The organism is Halorhodospira sp. M38, assembly GCF_022227985.1.
GTDB lineage: Bacteria > Pseudomonadota > Gammaproteobacteria > Nitrococcales > Halorhodospiraceae > Halorhodospira > Halorhodospira halophila_A.
Window position 1 is genome coordinate 21,064 of sequence record NZ_JAJNQP010000007.1, and the last position, 26,679, is coordinate 47,742.

At 69.8% G+C, this 26,679-nt stretch carries 29 protein-coding genes; 17 read left to right on the forward strand and 12 right to left on the reverse strand.

Translation table 11 applies throughout. The annotated features are described in order from the left end of the window. Nucleotides 1-10: 10 nt before the first annotated feature. From LRA98_RS06060 to LRA98_RS06070, 3 genes are read right to left on the reverse strand one after another with little or no spacing between them, the layout of a single operon-like run. Nucleotides 11-2,065 (reverse strand): CHASE2 domain-containing protein, encoded by a 2,055-nt coding sequence (locus LRA98_RS06060; protein WP_238633039.1) that lies wholly within the window; start codon nucleotides 2,063-2,065, stop codon nucleotides 11-13. A gap of 2 nt (nucleotides 2,066-2,067) precedes the next feature. Further along, nucleotides 2,068-3,684 (reverse strand): HD domain-containing phosphohydrolase, encoded by a 1,617-nt coding sequence (locus LRA98_RS06065; protein ID WP_238633040.1) that lies wholly within the window; start codon nucleotides 3,682-3,684, stop codon nucleotides 2,068-2,070. Nucleotides 3,685-3,727: 43 nt separating this feature from the next. Further along, nucleotides 3,728-3,922 carry a hypothetical protein gene (locus LRA98_RS06070; protein WP_238633041.1) on the reverse strand — a complete coding sequence of 65 codons (195 nt, stop codon included), beginning with the start codon at nucleotides 3,920-3,922 and terminating at the stop codon, nucleotides 3,728-3,730. A 162-nt stretch (nucleotides 3,923-4,084) separates the two neighbouring features. On the opposite strand from LRA98_RS06070, the gene LRA98_RS06075 reads away from it, so the two are divergent. The 3 genes from LRA98_RS06075 (at nucleotide 4,085) to LRA98_RS06085 (ending at nucleotide 6,484) form a co-directional block, all read left to right on the forward strand. Continuing rightward, nucleotides 4,085-4,846: a class I SAM-dependent methyltransferase gene (locus tag LRA98_RS06075; RefSeq protein WP_238633042.1), complete on the forward strand. Its 762-nt coding sequence runs from the start codon at nucleotides 4,085-4,087 to the stop codon at nucleotides 4,844-4,846. A gap of 49 nt (nucleotides 4,847-4,895) precedes the next feature. Continuing rightward, nucleotides 4,896-5,672, forward strand: a complete 777-nt coding sequence (locus tag LRA98_RS06080; RefSeq protein ID WP_238633043.1) for an MBL fold metallo-hydrolase — start codon at nucleotides 4,896-4,898, stop codon at nucleotides 5,670-5,672. 71 nt (nucleotides 5,673-5,743) lie between these two features. Further along, the gene (locus LRA98_RS06085; protein WP_238633044.1) at nucleotides 5,744-6,484 is read left to right on the forward strand and encodes an outer membrane beta-barrel protein; all 741 of its coding nucleotides are present in this window, start codon (nucleotides 5,744-5,746) and stop codon (nucleotides 6,482-6,484) included. On the opposite strand, the gene LRA98_RS06090 is transcribed toward LRA98_RS06085, so the two are convergent. Genes LRA98_RS06090 through rsxA form a run of 8 tightly spaced genes read right to left on the reverse strand, consistent with a single transcriptional unit; the run spans nucleotide 6,481 to nucleotide 12,278 of the window. After that, a complete protein-coding gene (locus tag LRA98_RS06090; RefSeq protein WP_201168106.1) occupies nucleotides 6,481-6,918 on the reverse strand; it encodes a SoxR reducing system RseC family protein in 438 nt (145 codons plus the stop codon). The two genes, LRA98_RS06085 and LRA98_RS06090, sit on opposite strands and share 4 nt — an antisense overlap. Next, nucleotides 6,915-7,211, reverse strand: a complete 297-nt coding sequence (locus LRA98_RS06095; RefSeq protein ID WP_201168104.1) for an RnfH family protein — start codon at nucleotides 7,209-7,211, stop codon at nucleotides 6,915-6,917. Before LRA98_RS06095 ends, LRA98_RS06090 begins: the two co-directional genes overlap by 4 nt. Next, nucleotides 7,208-7,903, reverse strand: a complete 696-nt coding sequence (locus tag LRA98_RS06100) for an electron transport complex subunit E (protein ID WP_238633045.1) — start codon at nucleotides 7,901-7,903, stop codon at nucleotides 7,208-7,210. Before LRA98_RS06100 ends, LRA98_RS06095 begins: the two co-directional genes overlap by 4 nt. Beyond that, nucleotides 7,896-8,567, reverse strand: coding sequence for an RnfABCDGE type electron transport complex subunit G (locus tag LRA98_RS06105; protein ID WP_238633046.1), 672 nt, complete (start codon nucleotides 8,565-8,567; stop codon nucleotides 7,896-7,898). Before LRA98_RS06105 ends, LRA98_RS06100 begins: the two co-directional genes overlap by 8 nt. Continuing rightward, the gene (locus tag LRA98_RS06110; RefSeq protein WP_201242815.1) at nucleotides 8,564-9,637 is read right to left on the reverse strand and encodes an RnfABCDGE type electron transport complex subunit D; all 1,074 of its coding nucleotides are present in this window, start codon (nucleotides 9,635-9,637) and stop codon (nucleotides 8,564-8,566) included. The genes LRA98_RS06105 and LRA98_RS06110 overlap by 4 nt, the downstream gene beginning before the upstream one ends. Continuing rightward, nucleotides 9,634-11,154 (reverse strand): electron transport complex subunit RsxC, encoded by a 1,521-nt coding sequence (rsxC, locus tag LRA98_RS06115; RefSeq protein ID WP_238633047.1) that lies wholly within the window; start codon nucleotides 11,152-11,154, stop codon nucleotides 9,634-9,636. The genes LRA98_RS06110 and rsxC overlap by 4 nt, the downstream gene beginning before the upstream one ends. Continuing rightward, a complete protein-coding gene (locus LRA98_RS06120) occupies nucleotides 11,144-11,689 on the reverse strand; it encodes an RnfABCDGE type electron transport complex subunit B (RefSeq protein ID WP_238633048.1) in 546 nt (181 codons plus the stop codon). Before LRA98_RS06120 ends, rsxC begins: the two co-directional genes overlap by 11 nt. 4 nt (nucleotides 11,690-11,693) lie before the next feature. Further along, on the reverse strand, nucleotides 11,694-12,278 hold the full coding sequence (gene rsxA, locus LRA98_RS06125; RefSeq protein ID WP_201168095.1) for an electron transport complex subunit RsxA: 585 nt from the start codon (nucleotides 12,276-12,278) through the stop codon (nucleotides 11,694-11,696). A 333-nt stretch (nucleotides 12,279-12,611) separates the two neighbouring features. Between rsxA and nifA the strand changes: the two genes are divergently transcribed. The 13 genes from nifA (at nucleotide 12,612) to LRA98_RS06195 (ending at nucleotide 25,154) form a co-directional block, all read left to right on the forward strand. Then, nucleotides 12,612-14,189: a nif-specific transcriptional activator NifA gene (gene nifA / locus LRA98_RS06130; protein WP_238633049.1), complete on the forward strand. Its 1,578-nt coding sequence runs from the start codon at nucleotides 12,612-12,614 to the stop codon at nucleotides 14,187-14,189. A gap of 187 nt (nucleotides 14,190-14,376) precedes the next feature. Then, nucleotides 14,377-15,432: a nitrogenase cofactor biosynthesis protein NifB gene (gene nifB / locus LRA98_RS06135; RefSeq protein WP_201168090.1), complete on the forward strand. Its 1,056-nt coding sequence runs from the start codon at nucleotides 14,377-14,379 to the stop codon at nucleotides 15,430-15,432. Further along, nucleotides 15,429-16,022: a nitrogen fixation protein NifQ gene (locus LRA98_RS06140; protein ID WP_201168087.1), complete on the forward strand. Its 594-nt coding sequence runs from the start codon at nucleotides 15,429-15,431 to the stop codon at nucleotides 16,020-16,022. The genes nifB and LRA98_RS06140 overlap by 4 nt, the downstream gene beginning before the upstream one ends. Then, nucleotides 16,022-17,167: a homocitrate synthase gene (nifV, locus tag LRA98_RS06145; protein ID WP_238633050.1), complete on the forward strand. Its 1,146-nt coding sequence runs from the start codon at nucleotides 16,022-16,024 to the stop codon at nucleotides 17,165-17,167. Before LRA98_RS06140 ends, nifV begins: the two co-directional genes overlap by 1 nt. Before the next feature lie 11 nt (nucleotides 17,168-17,178). Continuing rightward, nucleotides 17,179-17,514, forward strand: a complete 336-nt coding sequence (gene nifW / locus LRA98_RS06150) for a nitrogenase-stabilizing/protective protein NifW (protein WP_201168080.1) — start codon at nucleotides 17,179-17,181, stop codon at nucleotides 17,512-17,514. Beyond that, nucleotides 17,514-18,479: a nitrogen fixation protein NifZ gene (locus LRA98_RS13145; protein ID WP_338018551.1), complete on the forward strand. Its 966-nt coding sequence runs from the start codon at nucleotides 17,514-17,516 to the stop codon at nucleotides 18,477-18,479. The genes nifW and LRA98_RS13145 overlap by 1 nt, the downstream gene beginning before the upstream one ends. Continuing rightward, the gene (locus LRA98_RS06165; RefSeq protein ID WP_238633051.1) at nucleotides 18,457-19,344 is read left to right on the forward strand and encodes an SIR2 family protein; all 888 of its coding nucleotides are present in this window, start codon (nucleotides 18,457-18,459) and stop codon (nucleotides 19,342-19,344) included. Before LRA98_RS13145 ends, LRA98_RS06165 begins: the two co-directional genes overlap by 23 nt. Nucleotides 19,345-19,854: 510 nt before the next feature. Further along, nucleotides 19,855-20,730 (forward strand): nitrogenase iron protein, encoded by an 876-nt coding sequence (nifH, locus tag LRA98_RS06170; RefSeq protein ID WP_201168071.1) that lies wholly within the window; start codon nucleotides 19,855-19,857, stop codon nucleotides 20,728-20,730. Between the two features lie 13 nt (nucleotides 20,731-20,743). Then, nucleotides 20,744-22,210 (forward strand): nitrogenase molybdenum-iron protein alpha chain, encoded by a 1,467-nt coding sequence (nifD, locus tag LRA98_RS06175; protein WP_201168069.1) that lies wholly within the window; start codon nucleotides 20,744-20,746, stop codon nucleotides 22,208-22,210. 90 nt (nucleotides 22,211-22,300) lie between these two features. Further along, nucleotides 22,301-23,872 carry a nitrogenase molybdenum-iron protein subunit beta gene (gene nifK, locus LRA98_RS06180; RefSeq protein WP_238633052.1) on the forward strand — a complete coding sequence of 524 codons (1,572 nt, stop codon included), beginning with the start codon at nucleotides 22,301-22,303 and terminating at the stop codon, nucleotides 23,870-23,872. A 16-nt stretch (nucleotides 23,873-23,888) separates the two neighbouring features. Next, nucleotides 23,889-24,089, forward strand: coding sequence for a 4Fe-4S binding protein (locus LRA98_RS06185; protein WP_201168064.1), 201 nt, complete (start codon nucleotides 23,889-23,891; stop codon nucleotides 24,087-24,089). A 14-nt stretch (nucleotides 24,090-24,103) separates the two neighbouring features. Beyond that, nucleotides 24,104-24,808, forward strand: a complete 705-nt coding sequence (locus LRA98_RS06190) for a dinitrogenase iron-molybdenum cofactor biosynthesis protein (RefSeq protein WP_238633053.1) — start codon at nucleotides 24,104-24,106, stop codon at nucleotides 24,806-24,808. A 61-nt stretch (nucleotides 24,809-24,869) separates the two neighbouring features. Then, entirely contained in the window at nucleotides 24,870-25,154 is a 285-nt protein-coding gene (locus tag LRA98_RS06195; RefSeq protein ID WP_201168061.1) for a 2Fe-2S iron-sulfur cluster-binding protein, read from the forward strand. A gap of 72 nt (nucleotides 25,155-25,226) precedes the next feature. Here LRA98_RS06195 and LRA98_RS06200 read toward each other — a convergent pair whose 3' ends face one another. Continuing rightward, the gene (locus LRA98_RS06200; protein WP_238633054.1) at nucleotides 25,227-25,592 is read right to left on the reverse strand and encodes a hypothetical protein; all 366 of its coding nucleotides are present in this window, start codon (nucleotides 25,590-25,592) and stop codon (nucleotides 25,227-25,229) included. A gap of 184 nt (nucleotides 25,593-25,776) precedes the next feature. Between LRA98_RS06200 and LRA98_RS06205 the strand changes: the two genes are divergently transcribed. Then, nucleotides 25,777-26,661 carry a universal stress protein gene (locus tag LRA98_RS06205; protein ID WP_238633055.1) on the forward strand — a complete coding sequence of 295 codons (885 nt, stop codon included), beginning with the start codon at nucleotides 25,777-25,779 and terminating at the stop codon, nucleotides 26,659-26,661. Nucleotides 26,662-26,679 lie beyond the last annotated feature (18 nt).

Below are 26,679 nucleotides of genomic sequence, written 5' to 3' on the forward strand. Positions count from 1 at the left end.
GCCCTTACGGTTAAGCTAAGCGAGCCGGACTGAAATTGGAAGAATAAAAAGTTTCAGTTTTTCGCAGGTGGTTGGGGGCTTCAATCGGCTCGTAGAGGGTGACCGGCTCCTCGCGCCCCTTGACCTGCACCCGATCGACCTCACGAAAGCGGTACACCGCCTCCAGCCCGGCGCGGGTGTGCTCGGTGACGAGTACGCCAACGCCGTATGTCTTGGTCTGCCCCTCCACCCGGGAGGCCAGGTTGACCGTATCGCCCAGGGCCGTGTACGCCCGGCGGTAGGCCGAGCCCATATCGCCGACGGCCGCCGGTCCGGAGTTCAGGCCGACGCCGATCTCGATGGCCGGCAGCCCCTCGCGGGCCAGTTCCTCGCGCAGCCGGGTCGCCTCGCGCTGCATGGCCAGCGCTGCGGCGACCGCATTGCGGCGGTGCTCCGGGTCGTCGAGCGGGGCGCCCCAGAAGGCCATGATGAGATCCCCCACGTACTTGTCGATGGTCCCGCCGTGCTCGAAGATGACCCGGGTCATGGGCGTGAAGAAGCGGTTGAGCAGTTCGCGCAGCGCCGCGGCGTTGAGTTGTTCGGAGAGCGTGGTGAAGCCGCGGATGTCGGCGAAGAGCACCGTGATCTCCCGCGTCTCGCCCGTCTGGGTATAGGAGCCCGGGGCTTCGGCCATGCGGGCGACCAGCTCCGGCGGGACGTACTCGCCGAAGCGCTGGCGCAGCTGTTGACGACGCCGGTACTCGAAGAGGAACCCCCAGGAGAGGTTGCCGGCACCGATGAGCAGCACGGCAGCCAGCGGAGCGGTGGCGCCCAGGGCCAGGTCCCACTGGGCCCAGGCCCACAGGTTCGCGCCCAGGATTGCGGCCAGCAGGGCGGCGGTGACCGCCAGCGTGGCGAGCGGCCCGAGAAAGGGCAGCAGGCCGGCGGCGAGTAGCCCGGCTACCAGGGTGGCCAGCAGGTCGGCGCCCTTGACCCAGGCCGGCTCCCGGGGCAGGTCGTCGGTCAGGATGCCGGCGAGCAAGTTGGCGTGGATCTCGACGCCCGGAAAGGCTGCCTGCATCGGGGTGGCGCGCATGTCGTAGAGGCCCATGGCGCTGGTACCCACCAGGACGATGGCGCCCTCCAGGATTCCATCGTCCACATCGCCGGTCAGCAGGTCTGCGGCACTGATCGAGGGGAAGCTGCCCTGCGGACCGCGATAGGGGATCAGGGCCTGGCCCCGGGCATCCGTGGGCAGGCGGGCAGCGCCGAGCCCCACCGCCGCCACGGCGTTGTAGTCGCCGATACGGGTTGTCTCGACTCGCAGACTGTCCAGGAGCTGGTAGACCCGTGCCGTCTCCAGCGCGAGGCTCGGGTACGCCTTCTCGCCGTGGCCGAGCAGCAGTGGCGCCCGGCGCACCACACCGTCGCTGTCGGGGACAATGCTGAAGGCGCCGCCGCTTGTGGCGGCCTGCTGGAGGGCGGGGCGGTTGCCGGTGTAGGCGTCGAAGCGGTGGATGACCGTGGAGTCGCCAGTCGCCGGATCCAGCCCCGGTGCCGGATCGGGGAGCCTTCCGGTATGGCTGGTGGTCTCGTCGTGGTGCAGGAAGAAGCCGAGCACCGAGTCGCCGCGCTCTAGCTGCTCGGCCAGGCGGCGATCGCCGTCGAATCGCGGAGCGAGTTCACCGACGCGTTCACGCAGCGCCGGGTCGTCCACCCCGCGGGCCACCTGCTCCGCCGGATTGTGCTCGGGTTCGGCAAAGACGATGTCGAAGGCGACCACCACGGCCCCGGCGGCCCAAAGCGCCTCGAGCAGCTCGGCCACGGTGCTCCGCGGCCACGGCCAGCGGCCAACGCGCCCGAGGCTGCGCTCATCGATATCGACGATAACGATCTCGACCTCCTCGCGGGCGTCCAGCCCGGCCCGTTGCGACCAGATCAGCCGTTGGTCGTAGATCAGCTGCTCGGCGGCCTCCACGCTCGCGCGCACCGGCGGCCAGTCACTGCGGGTGGCGGCTACCACCAGGGCCAGGAACAGCACGCCGATCGTCAGCGGGGCGAGGCGGCTGCGCAGGGTGTGCGGCACGGCTACGGCCGGTAGCCGGGGATGGCGGCCTCGTCGACCTCGTCGATGGCCTCGGGGTGCATGAAGTGCCGGGCGTAGTCGCGGTAGACGCCCTCGCGGATGAACACGTCGAAGAGCTCCGGGTCGAAGTGGCCGTCCTGGGTCATGAAGCCCATGATGCGCACCGCCTCGCTGAGCTTTTTGCCTGGCTTGTAGGGGCGGTCGGCGGCGGTCAGGGCCTCGAAGACGTCGGCCAGCGCCATCATCCGGGCCCGTCGGCTCATCTGTGCCCCGGTGATGCCGTCGGGGTAACCGCCGCCATCCATGCGCTCGTGGTGCTGCGAGGCGATCTCCGGCACCCGCTGCAAATGGCGCGGGTAGGTCAGCTGATCGAGCATCTCGCGGCTGACGCGGACGTGGTCGCGCATCTGTTCCATCTCGGCGTCACTGAGCGTGCCGCGACGGATCTGCAGGTGTTCAACCTCCCCGGCGGTGAGCAGAGGCTGTCGATGGCCTGCGGCGTCCGTCCAGCTGTAGGCGTCGGCGATGGCCGCCACCCGCTCGCGCGCGGCGTCGTCCATGGCCTCGCCGCCGATGTTGGCACTGCGCAGGAAGGTCAGGTCGTCGTCCAGGCGCTGGCAGAGCGTCCGGTAATCGGTGTCGGCGCGGGCTGCTTCCAGTTCATCGCCGCCTAGATGCCGGCGCAGCCGCGTGGCCTCCGCTTCCTGGCGGACGACGGCGGCTCGGGTGGCCACCTCCTCGATGGTGTCCGTCTGGCGTTCAAGCTTGGTCGCCTTGTTCACCACCGCCTCGGGGGTGGTGACCTTGCCGCAGTCGTGGAGCCAGGCGGCCAGGCGCAGCTCCTCGTGCTCCTCGGCACTGAGCCGGTAATCCGCCAATGGGCCCTGCGCGGTCCGGCAGGCGGCGTCGGCGATCATCAGCGTCAGCTGCGGGACGCGCTCGCAGTGGCGGCCGGTGGTCGGATTCTTGCGGTCGATGGCCCGCGCCAGGACTTCGGTGAACGATTCGAACAGCTGGCGCTGGGCATCGATCAGACCCTGCTTGGTCAGGGCGATGGCGGCCTGGGAGGCCAGCGATTCGGCAATGCGCGCATCGCGCGGCGAGAAGGGCACGGTCTGGCCGTCGCGCACGGCGTTGATGAGCTGCAGCACGCCGATCACGGTCTGCTCGTGGTCCCGCAGCGGTACGGTCAGGAACGACTGCGACCGGTAGCCGGTGCGTGCGTCCACCGCCCGGGTGCCGGAGAAGTCGAACCCCTGCGCGTCGTAGGCGTCGTCGATGCGCACGGTCTGCCCGTGGACCGCGGCGTACGCCGCCACGTTGCGGGTGTTCGGGGTGCCGTCTTCGAGGTACAGCGCCAGGGGCGAAAAGTCGATCGGGCGTCCCGATGTGCCGCCGAGGTGGAGTTCGAGGGTGTCGTTGTGGACGGTGTTGAAGTGAAGCTGCCCGTCGCGTACCCGGTAGACGGTTCCGGCGTCGGCTGAGGTGAGCGCCCGGGCACCGCTGAGGATGCGCTCGAGCAGTCGGTCGGTATCCTGTTCTGCAGACAGGGCTACACCGATTTCCAGGAGCTGCGCCAGGCGCTGCTCGGTCAGCGGCGGCTCGTACGCATCGCTCACGGCAACTCTCCGGCGCAGTCGATCCGGACGGCCCCGGTGCGCTCTATTTGATGATGCCTTTGTACTGGTAGATCAGGTAGCTGCATCCGGCACCCGCCAGAACGGAGACCAACAGCCAGTCCATGGAGATCAGCCGCGGATCGACGGCGATCGCGATGAACAGCATGTAGAGAATGGCGAAGGCCACACCGGTCAGGCCAACCAGCGCCAGCTTGCCACCGAGCGTGTCGAATTCCATCGTCCCTCCTGAGCATTCTGTCGGACTCTCCCTGTGGGAAAGGTACGCGCGCAGGCTCCTGAACACAATGGTCCGCGGTGTCGTGCCGGGCGGTGTCCGGCTTGACCCGCGGGGGCCTCAGCGGGAGGATACGCCGCAAATCAGCGAAAGGGAGAAGCCCGCATGAGCGATACCGGTGTCAAGACCGACGAAAAGAAACAGCACTTCGACGATATCTACATCGCCGACTCCCCGGTTCCTTTCAAGGAACAGATCCTCGACGCCCTCGATTACGTCTCCGATAACTTCAATCGCCAGACCTTCGATCGCCTGATCCTGCCCTGGGTCGAGAAGCAGACCGCCGGTGGCCAGCCGGTGAACTTCGTGGACCTGTGCGCCTGCTTCGGCAACACCACCATGGCCACGCTCTACGGCATGGACTTCGAGGCCATCCGCCACAACTGGCGTGATCGTGACGCCGCCTTGAACATCGAGGCCGAGCGCCGCTTCCCCGCGCGGGTCACCGGGATCGATATCTCCGGCAATGCGCTCGCCTACGGCAAGCAGGCGGGGATCTACGACGAGACCATCGAGGCCGACCTCAACGCCCCGCCGGCCGAGACGCAGCAGGCCGTGGAGCGCACCATGGCCGAGGCCGACGTGGTCATCTCCACCGCCGCGCTGGTCTACCTGGAGCCGGAGGCCATCGAGAAGATCCTCGACGCCTTCGCCAGCAAGCAGGGGGAGGGGTATATGCTGGTCAACTTCCTCAACCCCTTCGCATTGGAGAAGGCCGACGCCACCAAACGCATGCTCCTCGAGCGCTTCGAGTTCGTCGGCAGCATGGCCTCGCGCCACCGGCGCATGTCGCAGCTCGAGCAGGAGAACTATCCTGGCGAGGAGTGGTCGCTGTTGGAGATCTGGGTCCTGCGCCGCAAGGGCTGAGTGACCCTCGGGTCGTCCCGGGCGGCGACCCGAAACCACCGGAGGGGCGATGGAGCTGCGCGCGCTGGGCACGAGTGGCGGAATCGGCCAGGGGCTGCGCACCACCGCCTTTCTGGTGGACGGCTGGCTGCTCGTCGACGCCGGCAGCGGCGTCGGCGACCTGACCGCCGCGGAGCTCGGCGGCATCCGCGATGTGCTGCTGACCCACGCCCATCTGGATCACACCGCCTACCTGGGGCTGATGGCGGACGCCCGTATCGGTGACGGCACCCCGCCCATCCGGGTCCATGCGCCTGCGCCGACGCTCGACGTGTTGCGCGAGCACCTGTTCAACGGCGTCCTGTGGCCGGATTTCACCGCCATCCCCACCCCGCAGGAGCCGTTGCTTGTCTTCGAGCCGCTCGACCCCGATCAGGCGCGGACCCTTGGTGCGTTCCAGATCACGCCGCTACCGGCGCGGCACAGTATCCCGTCCGTGGGCTATCGCATCGACGATGGCAGCGGCAGCCTTGTCTTCAGCGGCGATACCGGTTCGTGCCCGGAGTTGCGGACGCGACTGGAGCAAATCGGGATGCCGGATGCGTTGATCATCGAGTGCGCCTTCCCCGATGCCCTGGAATCCCTGGCCCGCCAGGTCGGCCACTACACGCCAGCACAGCTCGTTGACGAACTGCGGCACTGGCCCGCAGGCGTGCGGGTGTGGGTCACGCACCTCAAACCCGGTGCGGCGGCGCGTATCGAGCAGGAGCTGCGCGAGCAGGCCGCTGCCGCCGGGGTGCACTGCGAACTGCTGCGTGGCGGAGACGTCCTGCAGATCGGCCGCTGAGGCAGGCGTTGAATCGCCGCGGACGAGCGGTTAGGTTCCGTACTCACCCCGCCGCGTGGGCCGGTTCCCGGATGCGAGCAAGCGACAACCCGCAATCACGCCCGAGCCGGGCTCGGGCAGGCATCGCCTGGGCGCTGCTCCTCGTCCTCGGGGTGGCGCCGGCCGCCGCCGAGGAGCAACGACCGCAGAGCTACGTCCAGCTGGCCTTTGCCCAGGTCGTCTTCGACGGCTCGCTGAGCGTCCGCCCGGAGGGGGATCCGGACGCTGAGGCCATCGACTACCGCCGGGCCATCGGCGGCCACCTGCGCGCCTCCTGGCAGTCCGCCACGGGCGGTTTTCTTTACTTCGACTATCTGGGCACGGATGCCTGCGTCGGCGACTGCCTGGGGGGCGGGGACGCCGAAGATACCCGCGCCGCCCTGGAGCACTACGCCTTCGGCCTGGGCTGGCATCGGAGCGACGTGGTGGCCGGGACGGACGTGTACGCCACGGCCGCCCGCGAGCGGCGCAACGTCGAGAAGTGTGAGGAAGACGACGACGACGCCTGCCGGGAGGACCGCCGGGCCGGTGCCACCGTGGGGCTGGGTGTGCAGCGACCGCTATCCGAGCGCTGGAGCGTGGGCGCCCACTATGCCTACTACCTGGGCATGGACGACCCGGAGGATCCCGAGGAGCGTCTGCTGCGCATCGGCAATGGTCGCCTGACCCTGAGCGCCCGAGTCGAGCTGGTGGAGGGACTCTTTGACGGCGTCTTCGAGTACGAGGAGTCGCGCAATCGCGGCGGGCGTGTCGGCGTCCGCCTGCGCTTCTAGGCGCTGCCGGGGCGGCGCAGGCTCAGTTGCCCGGTTGGGCTGCGGCGACGCTGCAGCAGACGCCGTGCGGCCAGTAGTCCAGCCACCAGACCCGCCGCCGCGCTGGCCACGGTGCCCGGGGTGCCGGCGCCGAGTCCGGCGTCGGCGAGCAGGGCGCCGCCGAGCAGGCCGGCCAGCGGCAGCAGGTAAACGGCCAGGGCGCCGCCGAGCAGGGCGCCGGTAGGCACCGAGACCACCACCGCCTCGCCGGCGTGGGCGCCGATGGCGTTGCGCACCCATACGCCCCGCGCCCCGCGGTGGCGGTCCAGCAGCTGCGCGCCGCAGGCCCCGCGCGCCTTGCAGGCGCCACAGGCCGCCGGCCGGTCGGCGTGGACCCGGGCCTGATCGCCGCGGGTCTCGATGACCACCGCCTCGCGCTCCAGGCAGCCGCTCATGAATCCGCCTCTTCGCCGGCCAGGGCCTCCGGGTCGGCGGTGATCGGCCGGTAGACCTCCACGCGGTCGCCGTTCTCGAGAACCCGATCAGCCTTGACCGGCTTGGCGAAGACGCCGAGCTTGAGCGCGCTCAGCTCCAGGTGCGGGAAGCGCTGCTGCAGGCCGCTCTGTGCCACGGCCTGCGCGGCGGTGGTCCCCGCCGGCACCTGCAGGCAGCGCCAGAAGTGCTCACTGCCCTCGACGTAGGCCACCGAGACCTGCAGGGGGTCGTTCTGCGCCTCGTGCTCGCTCATGTCGTCTGTGCCTCCCGGCGTCGATCCAGCAGCCGCTTGCCGGCCATCAGAAATCCTAACGCGATAAAGCCCCCCGGCGGCAGCACCATGAGCAGGAAGCCGGGGTAATCAGGTAAGACGGTGATCTCCAGGAAAGCGAAGGCATCCCCGAGCATCAGCCCGGCCTGGTCGAACAGGGTGCCGGCGCCGAGCAGCTCGCGCACGCCGCCGAGAACGACCAGGATGGCGGTGAAGCCCAGGCCCATCATCAGTCCGTCAAAGGCGGCCTCGGCGGGCGGATGGCGCGAGGCGAAGACTTCGGCCCGGGCCAGGATGGCGCAGTTGGTCACGATCAGCGGGATGAACAGCCCCAGCGCTTGGTAGAGGGGGTTGAGGTGGGCCTCCATGAACAGATCCACCACGGTGACCAGGGTGGCGATGAGCAGGATAAACACCGGGATGCGCACCGGGTCGGTGATCAGCCCGCGCAGGGTGGAGACCAGCACCGCTGCGAGCACCATCACGAACAGCGTCGCCAGACCCAACCCCAGACCGTTGGTGGCGGTAGAGGTCACCGCCAGCAGCGGGCAGAGGGCCAGCAGCTGAGCGAAGACCACGTTGTTGTCCCAAAGCCCCTCACGGGCGATGCGCCGCCAGCGACCCTCGGGGGCGGGTGCTTCCCGGTCGGCGAGTCCGGCATCGGTGTCAGCCATCGTCGGTCTCCTCGGTTGCGCCATCGGCGGTCCGCTGGCGGCCGGCGCGGGGGTCGAGCAGCCGGTCCTGGTGGGCCTCGAAGGCGTGCAGGGCGGCGTGGACGGCCTCGACCACCGCCCGCGGGGTGATGGTCGCACCCGTGAACTGGTCGAACTCGCCGCCGTCCTTCTCCACGGCCCAAGCCTCTTCGGGGGGATCGCCGAGGGAGCGCCCCTCGAAGGCGTCGATCCAGTCGGAGCGTTCGGCCTCGATGTCGTCGCCGAGCCCCGGGGTCTCCCGGTGCTCGGTGACGCGTGCGGCCAGGATTTCGCCGTCGCGGTCGATGCCGACGATCACCCGGATGGTGCCGCCGTAGCCCTGGGCCTGACTCTCCAGCGCCACCGCCGTTACTGCATCGCCCTCCACGTGCTGCCAGCCGGTGTGTCGGCGGCCGTCGTGCTCGACGGTGACGGTGCGCTCCAGCGGGGCGTCGGCGGCGCTGTGTACCGGCGTGACCTGGGCGATGCGCTCGCCGATCTGGCGCTCGCGGGCCGCCTCGATCGGCTCGCGGGTCTGCAGGTCGGCAATGACCAGCGCGGCGCTGCTGAGCAGGGCCACCATGCCGAGCAGGGTGACGTGGTAGGCGGTGCGCTGCTGGTAGCTGGGGCGCTCCGGCGTGCTCATGGGCCCTCCCGGTCCGTGCTCAGCGGCGCGCCCAGCCGGGTCCGGCCGTAGACCCGGGGGCGGATCCAGTGGTCGATCAGCGGGGTGAAGGCGTTCATCAGCAGCACCGCGAAGGCGGTGGCCTCCGGGTAGCCGCCGTAGGTGCGCACCACCCAGACGATCAGCGCACAGCCGGCGGCGAAGACCGCACGGCCGAGGGTGGTGGCCGGCGAGGTGGTCGGGTCGGTGGCGATGAAAAAGGCCGCCAGCAGGGTCGAACCGGCCAGGATATGGACGCCGGCATCGGCGTAGCGATCCGGGTCCAGCAGGTGGAAGCCGCTGGCGAGCAGCGCCAGGGTGGCGAGCATGACCACCGGGATCTCCCAGGCGATCACCCGCCGGTAGATCAGGTAGAGCCCGCCCAGGGCGAGCAGCAGTGCCGAGCCCTCCGCCAGGCTGCCCGGCGCGTAGCCGAGCAGGGCCAGCGCCGGCTGGTAGGCTTCGGGCAGGGCGGTTTCGATGCTCTGCCCCTCGGTGACGGCGGTGCGCGCCGTGTCGAGGGTGGTGGCGCCGGTCACTGCGTCCCAGTCAGCAGCGCCGGCGAAGGTGATCCCGAGCGATTCCAGGAAGCCGGGGGCGGTTGCCGAGCCCAGGGGGGCCGGCTCCACCCAGCGGGTCATTTCCACCGGGAAGGCGATGAGCAGGGCGACGCGGGCGACCATGGCGGGATTGAAGAGGTTCTGCCCGGTGCCGCCGAAGACCCCCTTGCCCAGGATTACCGCCAGCAGTCCGCCGATCACACCGATCCACCACGGCGCCCAGGGCGGTAGGCTCATGGCCAGGATCCAACCGGCGACCAGCGCGGAGCTGTCACCCACGCCGCTGCGTACCGGGCGCCCGGCCGCGCGCAGGCAGGCGGCCTCGGCGGCCACCACGGTGACCAGGGTGATCAGCAGCAGATTGAGGGCCGGCCAGCCGTAGAGCCACACGCCGAAGGCGGTGGCGGGTGCTGCGGCGAGCAGCACCTGGCGCATCAGGGTGGGCAGGCTCAGCGGGGCCCGGGTGTGGGGGCCGGCAACCAGCTCGCTCACGTCTGAGTCTCCTTCTCCTCGTTTTGCGGCTGCTCCTGGGCTGGACTTTCCGAATCGCCGCCGGCGGCCTTCTGCTGCGCCCGCTGGCGGCGGCGGGCCGCGGCGGCGGCCTTCTTGCGTTCCTGCTCGCGTCGCTGGCGCTCCGCCCGCTGCTCGGCCATGCGCCGCTGCAGTTCGCTGCGCTCCTTGGCGGCGGCTTGCTCGGCGCGCTGACCCCGGGCGTGGTGGAAGAGCTGGACCAGCGGCCGCGCCGAGGGACAGACGTAGGCGCAGGAACCGCAGGTCAGGCAGTCCATCAGGCCGCTGGCCGCGGCGCCGTCGACGTCGCCGGCGGCGGCGCGGTTGGCGATCTCGAAGGGCATCAGCCCCATCGGGCAGGCATCGACACAGCGCCCGCAACGGATGCAGGGGCGCCCCTCGGCCTCGCGGATCTCCGCTGCGGTCAGGGCGATGACGCCGTTGGTGCCCTTGGCCACGCCGGCCTCCAGCGGGGCCACCTGGCCCATCATGGGACCGCCGGCGAGCACCCGGGCCGGGGCCTCGCGCAGCCCCCCGGCCGCCTCGAGCAGGGCCTGCAGCGGTAGGCCCAGGGGGGCTTCGAAGTTGGCCGGCTCGGCGACGGCCCCGCCGCCGACGGTAATCGGGCGGCTGATCAGCGGCCGGCCATGCCGGGCGGCGCGGTGGACGGCGTAGGCGGTGCCGACGTTGTGCACCACCACGCCGATATCCGCCGCCCGCGCCCCGGCGGGCACCTCGCGGCCGGTCAGCGTGTAGATCAGGTGTTTTTCCGAGCCCTGGGGCCAGAGGCTCGGTACCGGCACCACGTCGGGGCCGCCCAGGGCGTCGGTGGCGCGGCGCAGGGCGTGGATGGCCTCCGGCTTGTTGTCCTCCACCCCGATGGCGGTGCGCTCCGCCCCCAGGGCCCGGGCCATCAGCTGGGCGCCGTCGACGATCCCGGCGGCGCGCTCGCGCATCAGGCGGTCGTCGCAGGTCAGGTACGGCTCGCACTCACCGCCGTTGAGGATCAGCGTGGCCACCGGCTGCCCGCCGCCGAGCTTCACCGCCGCCGGGAAGGCTGCGCCGCCCATGCCGACGATGCCTGCCTCGGCCACCCGTTCGGCGATGGTCGCCGGCTCGATGGCCGCAGCCGCTGCGGTCAGGGGTTGGGGCAGCTGCGTGGACCACTGCTCGGCGCCATCGGGTTCGATGACCACCGTGGGCACCGTCAGGCCCGAAGGGTGGGGTGCCGGGTGGCGGTCAACGGCGACCACTCGCCCCGAGGTGGGGGCGTGGACCGCCGCCGACAGGCCGGCCTCCGGCGTGCCGATGCACTGCCCCTTGGCGACGGCCTCGCCTGGGGCCACCGCCGGCAGCGCCGGGGCGCCGATGTGCTGGGCCAGCGAGACGTAGAGTCGCTGTCGGGCGCGCAGCGGCTCCAGCGGGGCGTCGGCGGTGGGTTGCTTGCGCGACTCGGTGCGCACGCCGCCGCGAATGATCTTCGGCTTGCTAAGTAGCACGGTCGAATGCCTCCATCGGGCGGGGCCAGCGCCAGTTGGCCAGGGTCACCGGCTCGGGGACCATCTCCAGCGCCCCGGTGGCGCAGACGTCGATGCACGCTTCGCAGCCGGAGCACGCCTCCGGCAACACCCCGTGGATCTGCTTCGGGGCGCCGATGACGGCATCGGTGGGGCAGGCCTTGATGCACTTCAGGCACCCGGTGCACCGGTCTTCCCGGGTGACCCGCGCCACCCGGCGGATGCCGTCGTCGCCATCGTCCAGCACCAGCGGACGTCCGGTGATGCGGGCGATCTCCTCGGCCACGGCCCGGCCACCCGGCGGGCAGAAGTTCACCGGAAGCTCCCCGGCCGCCACGGACTGGGCGCCGATGCTGCAGCCGGCCAGCCCGCACTGGCCGCAGTTGGTACCGGGCAGGACGCGCTCCACCTCCTCGGCGGTCTCGTCCGGCGGCGGCTTTAGATACTGCGCGGCCACGGCCAGCAGGAACCCGATCACCAGCGCCATCCCGGTCAGAACCAGCATCGCTGCATACATCGCCTCACCCTCCTTCGGGCAGTCCGGTCAGTCCCATGAACGCCAGCGACAGCAGCCCGGCGACCACGAAGCCGATGGGGGCACCGGCAAAGGCGGCCGGAACCGCTGCCGTGGCCAGCCGCTCGCGCAGGCCGGCGAACAGGACCAGAACCAGCGTGAAACCGAGCGCCGCTCCGACGCCGAAGACCAGGCTCTCGGCGAAGGTGTGCGCTTCCTGGATGTTGAGCAGGGCCACGCCGAGCACGGCGCAGTTGGTGGTGATCAGCGGCAGGAAGACGCCCAGAACCTGGTGCAGGGCGGGGCTGACCCGGGCGACGGCCATCTCGGTGAACTGCACGGTCCCGGCGATGACGAGGATGAAGCTGAGGATGCGCAGGAACTCCAGGTCCAGGGGGATGAGCAGGGCGTGCTCGATCACCCACCCGGCCGCCGCCGCCAACGTGAGTACGAAGGTGGTGGCCAGGCCCATGCCCAGGGCGGTATCCAGTCGGTTCGACACACCCATGAACGGGCACAGCCCCAGGAACTGGGTCAGGACCACATTGTTCACCAGGGCGACGCCGAGCAGCAGTAGCAGGTATTCCGTCATCCTCTTTCCCTTTCCCGGCCCGTCGGCGGCGTTCGCTACGGGTCAAGCATCAGCCGTGCCAGCCGGTACCCTTTGAGCACCACGGTCCCGCAACCCCGCGTCATCCCGTCCGAACCTCGCCCATTTGCACCAAAGAGGTGCCGTTGCACCGATGTGGCACAGACGACAAAAGCATCACCTTCCGTGAATCACTGTGAGAAACGCGACAAACGGGGGTCGACGGTTCGCCGGCTGTCTGGAACGGGAGTTGCAACGGTTTTGCCCGGCCCAGATGGGGCCCCTGACCCCATCTGGGCCAGCCAAAACCGATGCACCTAGCGGAGGGGAGTATTCATGGAGAACCCCACGTCCGTCGGCCCCCGAGAACGCGCCCGGGCCGAACTGGTCGAGGCCCAGCTCGAGGCGCTGTACCAGGTCAGCCGGGTGCTCTCGCGCAGTCTCGACCTGCGCGAGACCCTTCAGGCCGTCCTGGAGGTGCTCCACGAGCACGCCGATATGCACTCCGGCATGGTCGCCCTGCGCGACCCCGTCCGCCGCGAGACCATCGTCCGCGCGCTGTACGGGCAGAGCCCCGCCAATGAGGTCGCCTACCGGCCGGGCGAGGGGATCGTTGGCGAGATCCTCAATCACGCCGAGCCGCTGATCGTGCGGCGCATCTCCGAGGAGCCGCGCTTCCTCGATCGGCTCGGCCTCTACGATCCGGATCTGCCGTTCATCGGTGTACCCATCAACGGCCCCGGCGAGCAGGACCCGCCGGTGGGCGTACTCGCCGCCCAGCCCGCCGCCGACGAGGGCGCGCTGCTGGCCGAGCGCTCTCGGTTCATGCAGATGGTCGCCAACCTGGTCGCACAGACGGTCCGCCTGGCCACCGAGGTTGACCGTGAGCAGGCGGCCATCGTCGATGAGCGCGACCGCCTGCGCCGGGAGGTGCAGGAGAGCTACGGCTTCGAGAACGTCATCGGCCGGACCCCGGCTATCCGCCGGGTCTTCGAGCAGGTGCGCCGGGTGGCGCAGTGGAGCACTACGGTGCTGCTGCGCGGTGAGTCCGGCACCGGCAAGGAGCTGTTGGCCAACGCCATCCACTACAACTCGCCCCGGGCCGACGCGCCCTTTGTCAAGCTCAACTGCGCGGCGCTGCCCGACAGCCTGCTCGAGAGCGAGCTCTTCGGCCACGAGAAAGGCGCCTTCACCGGCGCTGTGCAGAGCCGGGTGGGGCGTTTCGAGCAGGCCGACGGCGGCACCATCTTCCTCGATGAGATGGGCGAGATCTCCCCGGCCTTCCAGGCGAAGCTGCTGCGGGTCCTGCAGGAAGGGGAGTTCGAGCGGGTGGGCAGCACCCGGACCCGGCGGGTGGACGTGCGCGTGCTCGCCGCCACCAACCGCGATCTGGAGGCGGCGGTGGCCGCCGGGGAGTTCCGCGAGGACCTTTACTACCGGCTCAACGTGATGACCATCACCATGCCGGCGCTGCGCGAGCGCCTCGAGGACATCCCGGAGCTGGTCCGGTTCCTCGTCGGGCGCATCGCCAGCAACCAGGAGCGGGCGCTGGAGATCTCCGACGACGCCATCCGCACGCTGATGCGCTACCACTGGCCGGGCAATGTTCGCGAACTGGAGAACGCCCTGGAGCGGGCGGCGATCATGAGCGAGGACGGCCGCATCGACCAGGAGGCCGTGATTCTGGCCGGGATCCCCGAGGACGGTTCGCCGGCCGTCGAGAGCGGGGTGCTACCCGCCGGGCCGGCGGCCCCCGACCCGAACGACCCAAACCTGGACGAGCGCGAGCGGGTCATCGCCGCGCTGGAGCGCACCGGTTGGGTGCAGGCCAAGGCGGCGCGGTTGCTGGGCATGACGCCGCGGCAGATCGCCTACCGGATCAAGACCCTCGACATCCCGGTCAAGAGCCTATGAGCCGTTGCTGGGGGCGTGGCGGACGCGACACGCGGCTGTGTGGGGTTTGCGACACGCGCGGCGAATGCCGCGGCGGGAGGCACGGCGAGACGGGCGGTTGGCCGCTCTCGTGATCCGGCACGAGGTTTGCAAAAGAGCGGGCAAGCCCGACCGGAGCGCGGCTCCGGTCCCGACGGAGGGAGAGACAATGGACGCATCCGGCTCCACCACCTGCGACCCCGCCGCCGGCTGCCCCGGCGTCGGTGGCGAGGGGGCGCCCGGCGACGGGCTCGAGCACCTGCCCGAGGCGCTGCGCGCCAAGGTCCGGGACCACCCCTGCTACTCCGAGCGTGCCCACCACCACTTCGCGCGGCTGCACGTGGCCGTTGCCCCGGGGTGCAACCTCTCGTGCAACTACTGCAATCGCAAGTACGACTGCGCCAACGAGTCCCGCCCCGGCGTGGTTTCCGAGGTGCTCACTCCGGAGGAGGCCGCGGCCAAGACCCTGGCGGTGGCCCATGAAATCCCGCAGCTGTCGGTGGTGGGCATCGCCGGACCGGGCGACGCCCTGGCCAACCCGCGCCGCACCTTCGAGACCTTCGAGCGCATCCGCGAGGTGGCTCCCCAGCTGCGCCTGTGCCTGTCCACCAACGGCCTGGCGCTGCCCGACTACGTGGACGATCTGGTGGCCCTCGAGGTGGAGCACGTCACGGTGACGGTCAACGCCATCGACCCGGAGATCGGCGCGCGCATCCACCCCTCGATCCTCTTTGAGCACCGGCGCCGGCGTGGCCTGGAGGCCGCCCGGATCCTCGTGCAGCGCCAGCTCGCCGGCATCGAGGCGCTGGCCGCCCGCGGCGTGCTGGTCAAGGTCAACTCGGTGGCCATCCCCGGGATCAACCATCAGCATCTACCTGTCGTTTCCCGGGCGGTCCGCCAGCGCGGGGCGTTCCTGCACAACGTCATGCCCCTGATCTCCGACCCCAGCCACGGCACCTACTTCGGCGAGATTGGCCAGCGCGGTCCGAGCGACGCCGAGCTGCTCGGCCTGCGGGCCGCCTGCGCCAGTGATATCGCGGTGATGAGCCACTGCCAGCAGTGCCGTGCCGATGCCGCCGGGCTGATCGGCGAGGACCGCGGGGCGGAGTTCAGCCGGGCCCGGGTAGCGGGCCGGTCGCTGGATCCGGAGGCCGTGCGCCGACGCCAGCAGGCCACCTGGCAGGAGCTGGAGGAGCAGCTGCGGGAAGAGGAGGGTACGCCATGAACCGCACCCATTCGCTGCCGCCCGAGCCCGATGGGCGGGTCTTTGCCCCCTACACCTGCGGCGGGCTGTTGGCCGAGGCCACCGGCCTGCCCAATGATCGCGCGCTGGGCCGGCTGGTGGCCGCCTGGCTCAGCGGCGAGAGCGTCCTGCCGGCGTGGATGGGTCTGGAGCCGGGCGAGTACGTGGCCATGATGGGCCGCCACTTTCCCAGTGTGGGCGCGGTGACCCCGTTCCCCGAGCCGACGACGCTCTCGCAACCGCTGGCCGACGAGCAGGCGGATGTCGCCGACCTGCTGCTTCGCTACCGCCGCGGCGCCGATCGCTCGGAGCGCTGGCTGGCGCGCATCGTCGCCGCCGGCTGTCTGGGCCGGGATCATCTCTGGCAGGACCTGGGGTTGCGCTCCCGTGGGGAGCTCACGGCGTTGATGGAAGACGCCTTCCCCGCGCTCTGTGCGTTGAACGACCGCGACATGAAGTGGAAGAAGTTCCTGTACAAGCGGTTGTGTGAAGAGACCGGAATCTATACGTGCCGGGCGCCGTCCTGCGACGCCTGCAGCGATTTCGCCGAGTGCTTCGGGCCGGAGGAGTGATGGGCGCGGTGGTGATCGACGATACGACCTTGCGCGACGGCGAACAGTCCGCCGGCGTGGCCTTCACCCGCGCGGAGAAGTGTGCCATCGCCGCGGCGCTCGACGGGATCGGCGTGCCCGAGCTGGAGGTGGGCATCCCGGCCATGGGGCCCGAGGAGCGGGCCGACATCCGGGCCCTGGTGTCCGCCGGGCTGTCGGCGCGGTTGCTGGTTTGGGCGCGCATGCGCGAGGCGGACCTGCGGGCGTGTGTCGGGCTGGGGGTCTGGGGGGTGGACGGCTCTATCCCGGTCTCGGATCAGCAGATTGCGCACAAGCTCGGCCGCGACCGCCGCTGGGTGCTGGGTCGGATCGATGCATGGGTGCGGCGGGCGCGGGCCGAAGGGCTGGCGGTGAGTGTCGGCGGCGAGGACGCCACCCGCGCCGATCCCGATTTCCTCGTCGAGGTCGCGCACTGTGCGGAGGCGGCCGGGGCGCGCCGGCTGCGCATCGCGGATACGGTCGGCATCGCCGAGCCGTTCGCGGTCCACGAGCTCTTCCAGCGCCTGCGCGCGGCCACCGGCCTGGAGCTGGAGATGCACGCCCACGACGACTTCGGTCTGGCCACGGCCAACACCCTGGCCGCCGTCCGCGGCGGCGCCACCCACGTCAACACCACCGTCTGCGGACTGGGCGAGCGTGCCGGCAACGCCGCGCTCGAGGAGGTGACCCTGGCGCTTCATCGGCTCTGTGACCGGACCACCGGGGTCGACGCCGCCGGCCTGACCGGTGTCGCGGCACTGGTGGAGGCCGCCTCGGGCCGGCCGGTGCCCTGGGGCAAGAGCGTGGTCGGCGCCGGTGTCTTTAGCCACGAGGCCGGGATCCACGTGGACGGGCTGCTCAAGGACGCCCGCAACTACCAGGGTCTGGATCCGGACGAGGTCGGGCGGTGCCACGAGCTCGTCCTCGGCAAGCACTCCGGCACCCGCGGGGTCCAGGCGGCGTGCCGCGAGGCCGGGGTGAGCCTGGACCGCGAGCAGGCCCGGGCGCTGCTGCCGCTGATCCGCCGCTGGAGTGTCACTCACAAGCGTGCCCCCAGTGCCGCGGAGCTGCGTGCGCTGGTGGCGCAAGGGGCGGCCGCGGCCGCCGAGGATGTCGTCGAGGTGTAGAGGAGGTTGCCATGAAGTGGTTGGAGCCACTGGAACCGGAAAACGAGGAGGGCCTGGAGGGCGCGGAGGCGTGGTTCGAGGGCCTCGGCGTGGCCTACGATCCACAGCTGCTGCGGGTCTACCGCTTGCATATCCTGCAGCGCTTCCACGACTACGCCAGCGCCGAGCCGCCGGCGACACCCGATGAGGCCGAGGGGCAGGCCCGGGCACTGCTGCAACGCGCCCACGACGACTTCGTCGGCTCCGACGCCCGCAGCCAGGCCGCGCTGCGCATCCACCGGCAGGTGGCCCGGGGGGCGAGCGGCGAGGTCCCGGTGGCGCGAATCGGCCGTGGAGGATTCGGCTGATGCTGCCGCGGTTCCGGATCGGCGCGGCGGTGCGGGTGGCGCGCAACATCCGCAACGACGGCACCTACCCCGGCGTGGCCCGCGGTGAGCTGCTCGTCCCCCGGGGGAGCGTGGGTTACGTCCGTGATGTGGGGACCTTCCTGCAGGATCAGATCGTCTACAGCGTCTTCTTTCTGGATCAGGACCGCATGGTCGGCTGTCGCGAGGAGGAGCTCATGGATGCAGCCAGCCACTGGGTGGAGACCCGCTTCGAGTTTCGCGACCGCGTCACGCCCACGCGGCGGCTCGCCGTCCATGGCGAGGTGGTGGCCGAGCCGGGTGCGGTGGGCGAGATCATCCGCGTCATGCGCGATGCACGCACCGGGCCGGCCTACCAGGTCCGCTTCCCGGGGCGTACGCTGCAGGTTCCGGAGCACGCCCTGGCGCCGCTGGCCGCCGAGGTGCCGGAGGTCACCGACGAGGACGTGGAGCGCTTCTACCGCGAGCATCCGGAGCGCTTCCAGCGGGACGAGACGCGCACCGTGCGCCATCTTCTGATCACCATCAACGACGAGTTCCCGGAGAATACCCGGCAGCGGGCCTGGGCGCGGGCGGAGAAGCTGGCCGGGAAGCTGGCGGACGACCCGCGGGGCTTTGCCGCCGCCGCCGAGCGCCACTCCGAGTGCCCCAGCGCCCTGCACGGCGGGCTGGTGGGCCGGGTGGCGCGGGGGCAGCTGCATGAGGAGCTGGACGCGGCCCTGTTCGAGATGGCCGCCGGCGAGGTGCGCGGCCCGGTGGAAACGGCGATGGGTCTGCACGTGCTCCTCTGCGAGACCGTGCACCCGCCCGACGTTGCCCCGCTGGATGACGAGCTGCGCGAGCGGATCCGCGGGGCCCTGCAGGAAAAGCGGGCCCGCCAGGTCCAACGGGATCGGGCGCGGGCCGGCCAGGGAGGGGAGAACCATGAGCCATCCGGGACTGGATGACGAGCGTATTCGCCGCTGGACCCACGGCTTCGCCGACGGCAGCGTCGTCCCGGTGCTCGGGCCGGGCGCGCTGGACGGGGCGTGTCACCCGGAGACCGGCGATGCCATGCCGGCAGACAACGAGCGGCTGATCCTCGCGCTGAATCAGGGCAAGCCGATGTCGCCGGTGCTGATGCACGAGTTCTCGCGGGCGGCGATGAAGGTCGAGCAGGATCACGGACGCCCCTATCTGGAGCGTTTTCTGCGGACCTGCTTCGGCGAGGTCCCCTGGACCCGGGCGCCGGTGATCGACTGGCTGGCGCAGCAGCGGCCGGCCTGGGTGGTGGATCTCAACCGGGATACCCAGCTCCAGGACGCCTGGGCCGGCACCCCGCACCTGCTGGTTCAGGGCGTCGCACGGGTCACTGGCGGGCGACGCTATCGGGTCTTCCGGCACGACAGCATCGGCTACCACGAGCTCCACGACGAGGCGGCCGAGTCGCCGCCGTCGCCGGCGGGTCCGATCCTTTTCAAGCCCCTGGGGTCGCCCCGGCCCGAGCCGAGCTTCGTTGCCTCGGACGCCGATTTTGTGGACTACCTCACCGAACTGATGGGCGGCTTCGCCCTGCCGCGGTTCCTCAAGGAGCGGCGCCGGGGCGTGCGCTACCTGAGTCTCGGGGTTCGCTTCACCCGGGATACCGAGCGCATGCTCTTCACCGAGATCACCCAGGAGGCCGGCGAGCCCAAGGGCTGGGCGTTGTTGCCCGCCACGGCCGGCAAGGAGCGGCGCTACCTGGCCCGCCACGGTGTGACCGTGATCGAGGCCTGCGCCCGCGAACTGGCGGCGCGGGCCGTCGGCGTCGCCTCGTCACCCCAACGCGCCTGAGCGTCGCTCGCCCCGTCGGAGGGGGTGGCATCCGGATTGCGTTCGATCAATAATGACGACCGGTGCCACACAACCTGTCGATGAGGAGCAGGGGCGATGCGACGCAAGTGGATCCCCGGCCAGCCGGATGAGTCCTACCAGGTCCTCGCCTTCAGCGACCGCGGTCACACCACCGTCTTCAGCGAGCACTAAGCATCCCTCCTGTCGGTCGGGGAGCGGTTCTTCCCCTTGTCCGCTCCCCGACAACCCCCGGCCGATCATGTCGGACTTGCCACGGGCCTGCGGGCCGTCCCGGATCGTCGGGCCGGGCCCCCGGGGGTGTTCGCCCTTTCTTTGCTGATCGTTCCTGGTCTTCCTATAAGTCTTTTGGATCAACGGGTTGCGTAAACGCGGCGGGTCACCTTCGGCGCAGCGGGTCCGTCGTTGCCCCCTGCTGGCACGCCGGTTGCAAAACCCGGGTGCGAGCCGCTGAGGCGGCCAACGTAACCATCGGTCAGGAGGGATTAACCCATGAGACAGGCAGCAATCTACGGCAAGGGCGGCATCGGCAAGTCCACCACCACGCAGAACCTGGTGGCGGCGCTCGCCGAGAAAGGCAAGAAGGTGATGATCGTCGGCTGCGATCCGAAGGCCGACTCCACCCGCCTGATGCTCCATGCCAAGGCGCAGAACACGGTCATGCACCTGGCCGCCGAGGCGGGCAGCGTCGAAGACCTTGAGCTCGAGGACGTCCTGCAGGTCGGCTACGGCGACACCAAGTGCGTCGAGTCCGGTGGCCCGGAGCCGGGGGTCGGCTGCGCCGGCCGCGGCGTGATCACCGCCATCAACTTCCTCGAGGAGGAGGGCGCCTACGAGGACGACCTGGACTTCGTCTTCTACGACGTCCTTGGCGACGTGGTCTGCGGCGGCTTCGCCATGCCCATCCGCGAGAACAAGGCCCAGGAGATCTACATCGTCGTCTCCGGCGAGATGATGGCCATGTACGCGGCGAACAACATCGCCAAGGGCATCGTGAAGTACGCCAGCTCCGGCGGCGTGCGCATGGCCGGGCTGATCTGCAACTCCCGCAACACCGACCGCGAGGACGAGCTCATCGAGAACCTCGCCAGCCGGCTGGGTACCCAGATGATCGGCTTCATCCCGCGGGACAACATGGTCCAGCACGCCGAGATCCGGCGTATGACGGTCATCGAGTACAACCCGGAGTGCAAGCAGGCCGACGTCTACCGCGAACTGGCGGACAACGTCATCAACAACACCCAAATGGTCGTGCCCACGCCGCTGGGCATGGATGACCTCGAGGACCTGCTCATGGAGTTCGGCATCCTCGAGGAGGAGGACGAGTCCATCGTGGGGCAGAAGGCCGACGAGACCGCCTCGGCGTAAAGGGGGAGAGCCAATGAGCAGCATGACGCAGGACGAGGCCCAGGCGCTGATCGAGGAGGTCCTCGAGGTCTATCCCGAGGCTACCCGCGAGGAGCGCGCCAAGCACCTGGCCGCCGTCGGGGCCGACCAGCAGCCGAGCAAGTGCGTGACCTCCAACCGCAAGTCGGTGCCCGGGGTCATGACCCAGCGCGGCTGCGCCTACGCCGGCTCCAAGGGCGTGGTCTGGGGGCCGATCAAGGACATGGTGCACATCTCCCACGGCCCGGTGGGCTGCGGCCAGCTCTCGCGGGCCGGCCGTCGCAATTACTACACCGGCCACACCGGCGTGGACACCTTCGGCACCATCAACTTCACCTCCGATTTCCAGGAGCGGGACATCGTCTTCGGCGGTGACCCGAAGCTCGAGAAGATCATCGACGAAGTCGAGATGCTCTTCCCGCTCAACAAGGGCATCACCGTGCAGTCGGAGTGCCCCGTCGGGTTGATCGGCGACGACATCGACTCGGTGGGCCGTCAGGCCACCGAGCGCCTCGGCAAGCCGGTTATCCCGGTGCGCTGTGAGGGCTTCCGCGGGGTCTCGCAGTCCCTCGGCCACCACATCGCCAACGACACCATCCGCGACCACGTCCTGGAGAACCGCGACGGCGACGGCCACCAGGCCGGGCCCTACGACGTGGCCATCGTCGGTGACTACAACATCGGCGGCGATTGCTGGGCCTCGCGCATCCTGCTCGAGGAGATGGGCCTGAACGTGGTTGCCCAGTGGTCCGGCGACGGCACCCTGGCCGAGATGGAGAACACGCCCAAGGTGCAGCTCAACCTCCTGCACTGCTACCGCTCCATGAACTACATCTGCGAGCACATGGAGAAGACCCACGGCATCCCGTGGATGGAGTTCAACTTCTTCGGTCCGACGCGCATTGCCCAGAGCCTGCGCGAGATCGCTGCCCGGTTCGACGAGACCATCCAGGCCAACGCTGAGGCCGTCATCGCCAAGTACCAGCCGATGATGGACGCGGTGATCGCCAAGTACCGGCCGCGGCTGGAGGGCAAGAAGGTGATGCTCTACGTCGGCGGTCTGCGCTCGCGCCACGTCATCGGCGCCTACGAGGACCTGGGCATGGAGGTGCTCGGCACCGGCTACGAGTTCGCCCACGACGACGACTACGACCGCACCTACCCCGAGCTCAAGGAGGGGACGCTGGTCTACGACGACGCCAACGCCTTCGAGCTGGAGCGCTTCATCGAGCGGGTCCAGCCGGACCTGGTGGCCGCCGGGATCAAGGAGAAGTACGTGTTCCAGAAGATGGGTCTGCCGTTTAGGCAGATGCACTCCTGGGACTACTCCGGGCCGTATCACGGCTACGACGGCTTCGCGATCTTTGCCCGGGATATGGACATGACCCTCAACAACCCGGTCTGGGACCGCATGACCCCGCCGTGGAAGGCCACCGGCGAGCCGGCCTCCAAGGCGGCCTGACCATCTCAGCCAGGGGCGGGCCGCTCAGCCGGCCCGCCCGAACAGGGCAAGGCGCCGTGCCCGCAGCGCGGCGCAGCTGGAGGAAGCGCAATGAACGAAGACACCGAAGCCATCAAGCCGTGCTACCCGCTGTTCCGGGATGACGACTACCAACAGGTCCTCAGCCGCAAGCGCCGGGAGCAGGAGGAGGGCGTCGACGCGGCGAAGATCGACGAGACTTTCGAGTGGACCACCACCGAGGAGTACCAGCAGCTGAACTTCTCGCGCGAGGCGCTGACCGTCGATCCGGGTAAGGTCTGTCAGCCCCTCGGGGCGGTGCTCTGCTCGCTGGGGTTCGAGAAGACGCTGCCCTACGTCCACGGTTCCCAGGGGTGTGTGGCCTACTTCCGGACCTACTTCAACCGCCACTTCAAGGAGCCGGTGGCCTGTGTCTCCGACTCCATGACCGAGGATGCCGCGGTCTTCGGCGGGCACAAGAACATGAACCAGGGGCTGCAGAACGCCTACCAGATCTACCAGCCCGAGGTGATCGCCGTCTCCACCACCTGCATGGCCGAGGTCATCGGCGACGACCTCAACGCCTTCATCGGCAACGCCAAGGACGAGGGGTATCTGCCGCAGGAAGTGCCCACGCCTTTTGCGCACACGCCGAGCTTCGTCGGCAGCCACGTCACCGGCTGGGACGGCATGTTCGAGGGCATTGCCCGCTACTTCACCATCAACGCGATGGAGGACAAGCAGCCGGGCAGCAACGGCAAGGTCAACCTGGTGCCTGGCTTCGAGACCTACCTGGGCAGCTACCGCTGGCTCAAGCGCGCCCTGGGCGAGATGGGCGTGGAGGCCTCGCTGCTCTGCGATCCCACCGAGGTGCTCGACACCCCGGCCGACGGTGAATACCGGATGTACGCCGGTGGGACGCCGATTGACGAGGTCCGTGACGCCCCCAATGCGCTGGACACCCTGCTGCTCCAGCCGTGGATGCTGACCAAGACCAAGAAGTACATCAAGCAGACCTGGAAGCACGATTGCCCCGAGGTTCAGGTGCCCATCGGCCTCGAGGGAACCGACAACTTCCTGATGAAGGTCTCGCAGATCACCGGCAAGCCGATCCCCGAGTCCCTGGAGCTCGAGCGCGGGCGGCTGGTGGATATGATGACCGACTCCCACCAGTGGCTGCACGGCAAGCGCTTCGCCCTGTGGGGGGATCCGGACTTCGTCATGGGCATGACCCGGTTCCTCACCGAACTCGGCGCCGAGCCGCGCCACGTGCTCTGCCACAACGCCAATAAGCGCTGGGGCAAGGCCATGCGCGCCATGCTCGAGCAGACCCCGTACGGCGAGAGCGCCCAGGTCTACGTCGGCAAGGATCTCTGGCACATGCGCTCGCTGTGCTTCACCGACAAGCCGGATTTCATGATCGGCAACTCCTACGGGAAGTTCATCCAGCGCGACACCCTCTACAAGGGCAAGGAGTTCGAGGTGCCGCTGATCCGCCTCGGCTTCCCGATCTTCGACCGGCATCACCTGCACCGCAACAGCATCTGGGGCTACGAGGGGGCGATGTACATCCTCACCACCATCGTCAACGAGGTGCTCGCCCGGCTCGACGAGGAGACCCGTCACATGGGGGTCACCGACTTCAACTACGACCTGGTCCGGTGATCGAGGAGGAAAGAGCATGGCCATGAAGATCGATCCGGAACTGTGCACCAGCTGCGGCGACTGCGAGCCGGAGTGCCCGGAGGCGGCCATCAAGCGCAACAAGATGGGCCTCTACGAGATCATCGCGGACCGCTGCACCGAGTGCGAGGGGCATTTCGAGATGCCCCGCTGCGAGGAGGTCTGCGAGGTGGACGAGTGCATCGTCCCCGCCGACTGAAGGGAGGAGACGGCATGCAGGATGCGTCACTGCAACCGGAACTGGCCCTGCGCATCGGGCTGGCGGCGCGCGAGCTCCCGGAGCTCGACGTATCGCAGCTGGTGCGGGTGCTGACCGGGCTGCTCGGGGCACCGTTGAGCGCCGAGAAGCTCGCCGGGGTGACCCCCCGGGGGCTGCGCGACGCCGGCGGGGCCCACCACCTGGAGGCCGTTCAGCAGGCCCCGGCGGAGCGGCTGGAGGCCGCCTGCCGGGCCCTGCATGGCGAAGAGGCGGCACCAGAGCCGGTCCCCGAGCCGGAGCCGGGTCCGTCGCCAGAGGGGACCATCCGGGTCGCCTGCGCCTCGAACAGCGGCGGTGAGCTGGATGGTCACTTCGGCGCCTGCGCCCGGTTCCTCATCTACGAAGTCGGTGCCGCCGGCTGCCGGCTTGCCGAGGTTCGGCCGGTGGCCGAGGCGGTCACTGGCAGCGGCACCCGGCGCGACGACCGCATCGCGGCCCGGGTGGCGCTGATCGCCGACTGCCACGTGCTGTACTGCTGCTCGATCGGCGGCCCGGCGGCGGCCAAGGTGGTCAACGCCGGGGTCTTTCCCATGAGGCGCGACGCCGGGGGAGCGGCCGCGGCGCACATGGACGAGCTTCGCGCCGCCCTGGCCGAGCGCCCGCCGCCGTGGCTGGCCCGGCTGATGGCCGGAGAAGGTGCGGCGCGGGTCGCGCCGTGAGGCCGGTTACCGGACGGGGCCAGCAATAGAATCCAACCATAAGCCACAAGGAGTTCACGGGATGCCAAGAGCCCAGGTAACGTTCAAGGATATCGATCTGACCGTCAGCGCGCCGGCGGGAACCCGGATCATCGAGCTGTCCGAGAAGGTCGGCTCGGGGATTGTCTACGGCTGCCGCGAGGGGGACTGCGGCACCTGTCTGTGCAAGGTGCTCGACGGAGAAGAGAACCTGAGCGCGCCCTCGGAGGTGGAGCAGAAGCTGCTACGCGAGCACTTTGCGGGCAAGCAGCAGCGCATCGCCTGCCAGGCGCAGATCCTCGGGGATGTCACGCTGAAACCGGCCTGATCCGCGCAGGGCGGGTCGGATACCCCGCGGGGCGGCGGCAGGGGGGACGCCGTCCCGCGGGGTCGTTGACATTCAGCGCTGCTGCTTGAGGTGGAAGGCCCGCCCGCCGAGGGCGATCAGGTAGAAGGGCATGAGCACGGTGCCCACGGCTACCACCATGGCGATGAAGCCGAGGAAGCTTAGCCCCTCACCCACCGTCGCCATCATCCACAGGCCGAGGATCAGCAGCAGGGCTGCGGGCAGGGCCTGCCCCGCCGGCGGCAGCTTGGCGGCGATGCCGGGGATGACGAAAATGAACAGGGCCAGGGCCATGATCGCCATCAGGATCCCGCCGAACCAGTAGGCGCCGGCCGAGGCCGCGACGGCGCCGAGCACGCCGGTGGCCACCGCCACCAGGAAGGTGACGAGCTCGAGACGCGTGTGTTCCTTCTGAAGCATGGGTAAAGGCTCCTCTCGGATACCGGGTTCCGCGGGAGCTGCGGCGTGTTGCCCCGCTGTGGCTCCCGCACTCGCGTGTCATGGTGCCACAATCTAAGGATGAGACCGGTGCGCGGGCAAGCGCCGAGGCCCGCTGCACCGGACCTTTGGCCGGATTCTGCCGGATGCGATCGAGGGAGCCGTCATGAGCATGCAGAAAATCGTCTTCGCCAGCGACCTGTCGGAACGCGCCGGGCGGGCCGGGCGCCGTGCCGTACAGTTGGCCGAGGCCTGGGACGCCACGCTGGAGGCGGTCCACGTCATCGAAAGCGACGCGCCGGGGCTGCGCGCGCTCAGCGGCTCGCCGGATCGGGAAGGGGTGTTCCAGGCCGCCGCCGAGCAGCAGCTCCAGTCCGGGACCCCGGGCCACCGCGCGCAGCCCCGGGTCCTGATCGGGGATGTGATCGGCGAGGTGGTCTACGCCGCGGACGAGGGTGGCGCCGACCTGCTGGTCGTCGGTGCCCACGGCCGGCAGTACGTGCGCGACTGGATCCTGGGTACTACCGCCGAGCAGCTGGTTTGCCACGCACGGACGCCGACGCTGGTGGTCCGGCGCGACTCCGATGCGCCGTATCGGCGCGTTGCTGTGGGCGTCGATTTCTCGGATTGCTCGCGGGCGGCGTTTCAGTACGCGCGGCGCTGTTTCCCGGCGGCCGAGCTGCACCTGCTCTACGTGGTCGATACCGCCGAGCTGGATCGCATGCGCGCTGCCGGCATCGGCGATAGCTACATCCAGGAGCAGCAGACGCGCTGGATGGACGAGGCGCGGGCCGACCTGGAATCGTTCGCCCGGGACGAGGGGCTGGGCGCCGACGGGGTGCACCTGGAGGTGCACGCCGGCTATCCGGCCACGATCCTGCTCGAGGCCCTGGGCGGGCTGGGCGCCGATGTGGTGGTGATGGGCAACCACGGGCGTGGCCGCTGGGCGAACATGCTGCTCGGCAGCGTTGCCGCACGGCTGCTGCGGGAGGTGTCCACGGATCTGCTGCTGGTCCGCGACGACGCCCCCGGGTTCGAGGACGGGGACTGAGCGCTGCTCCGGGGCCCT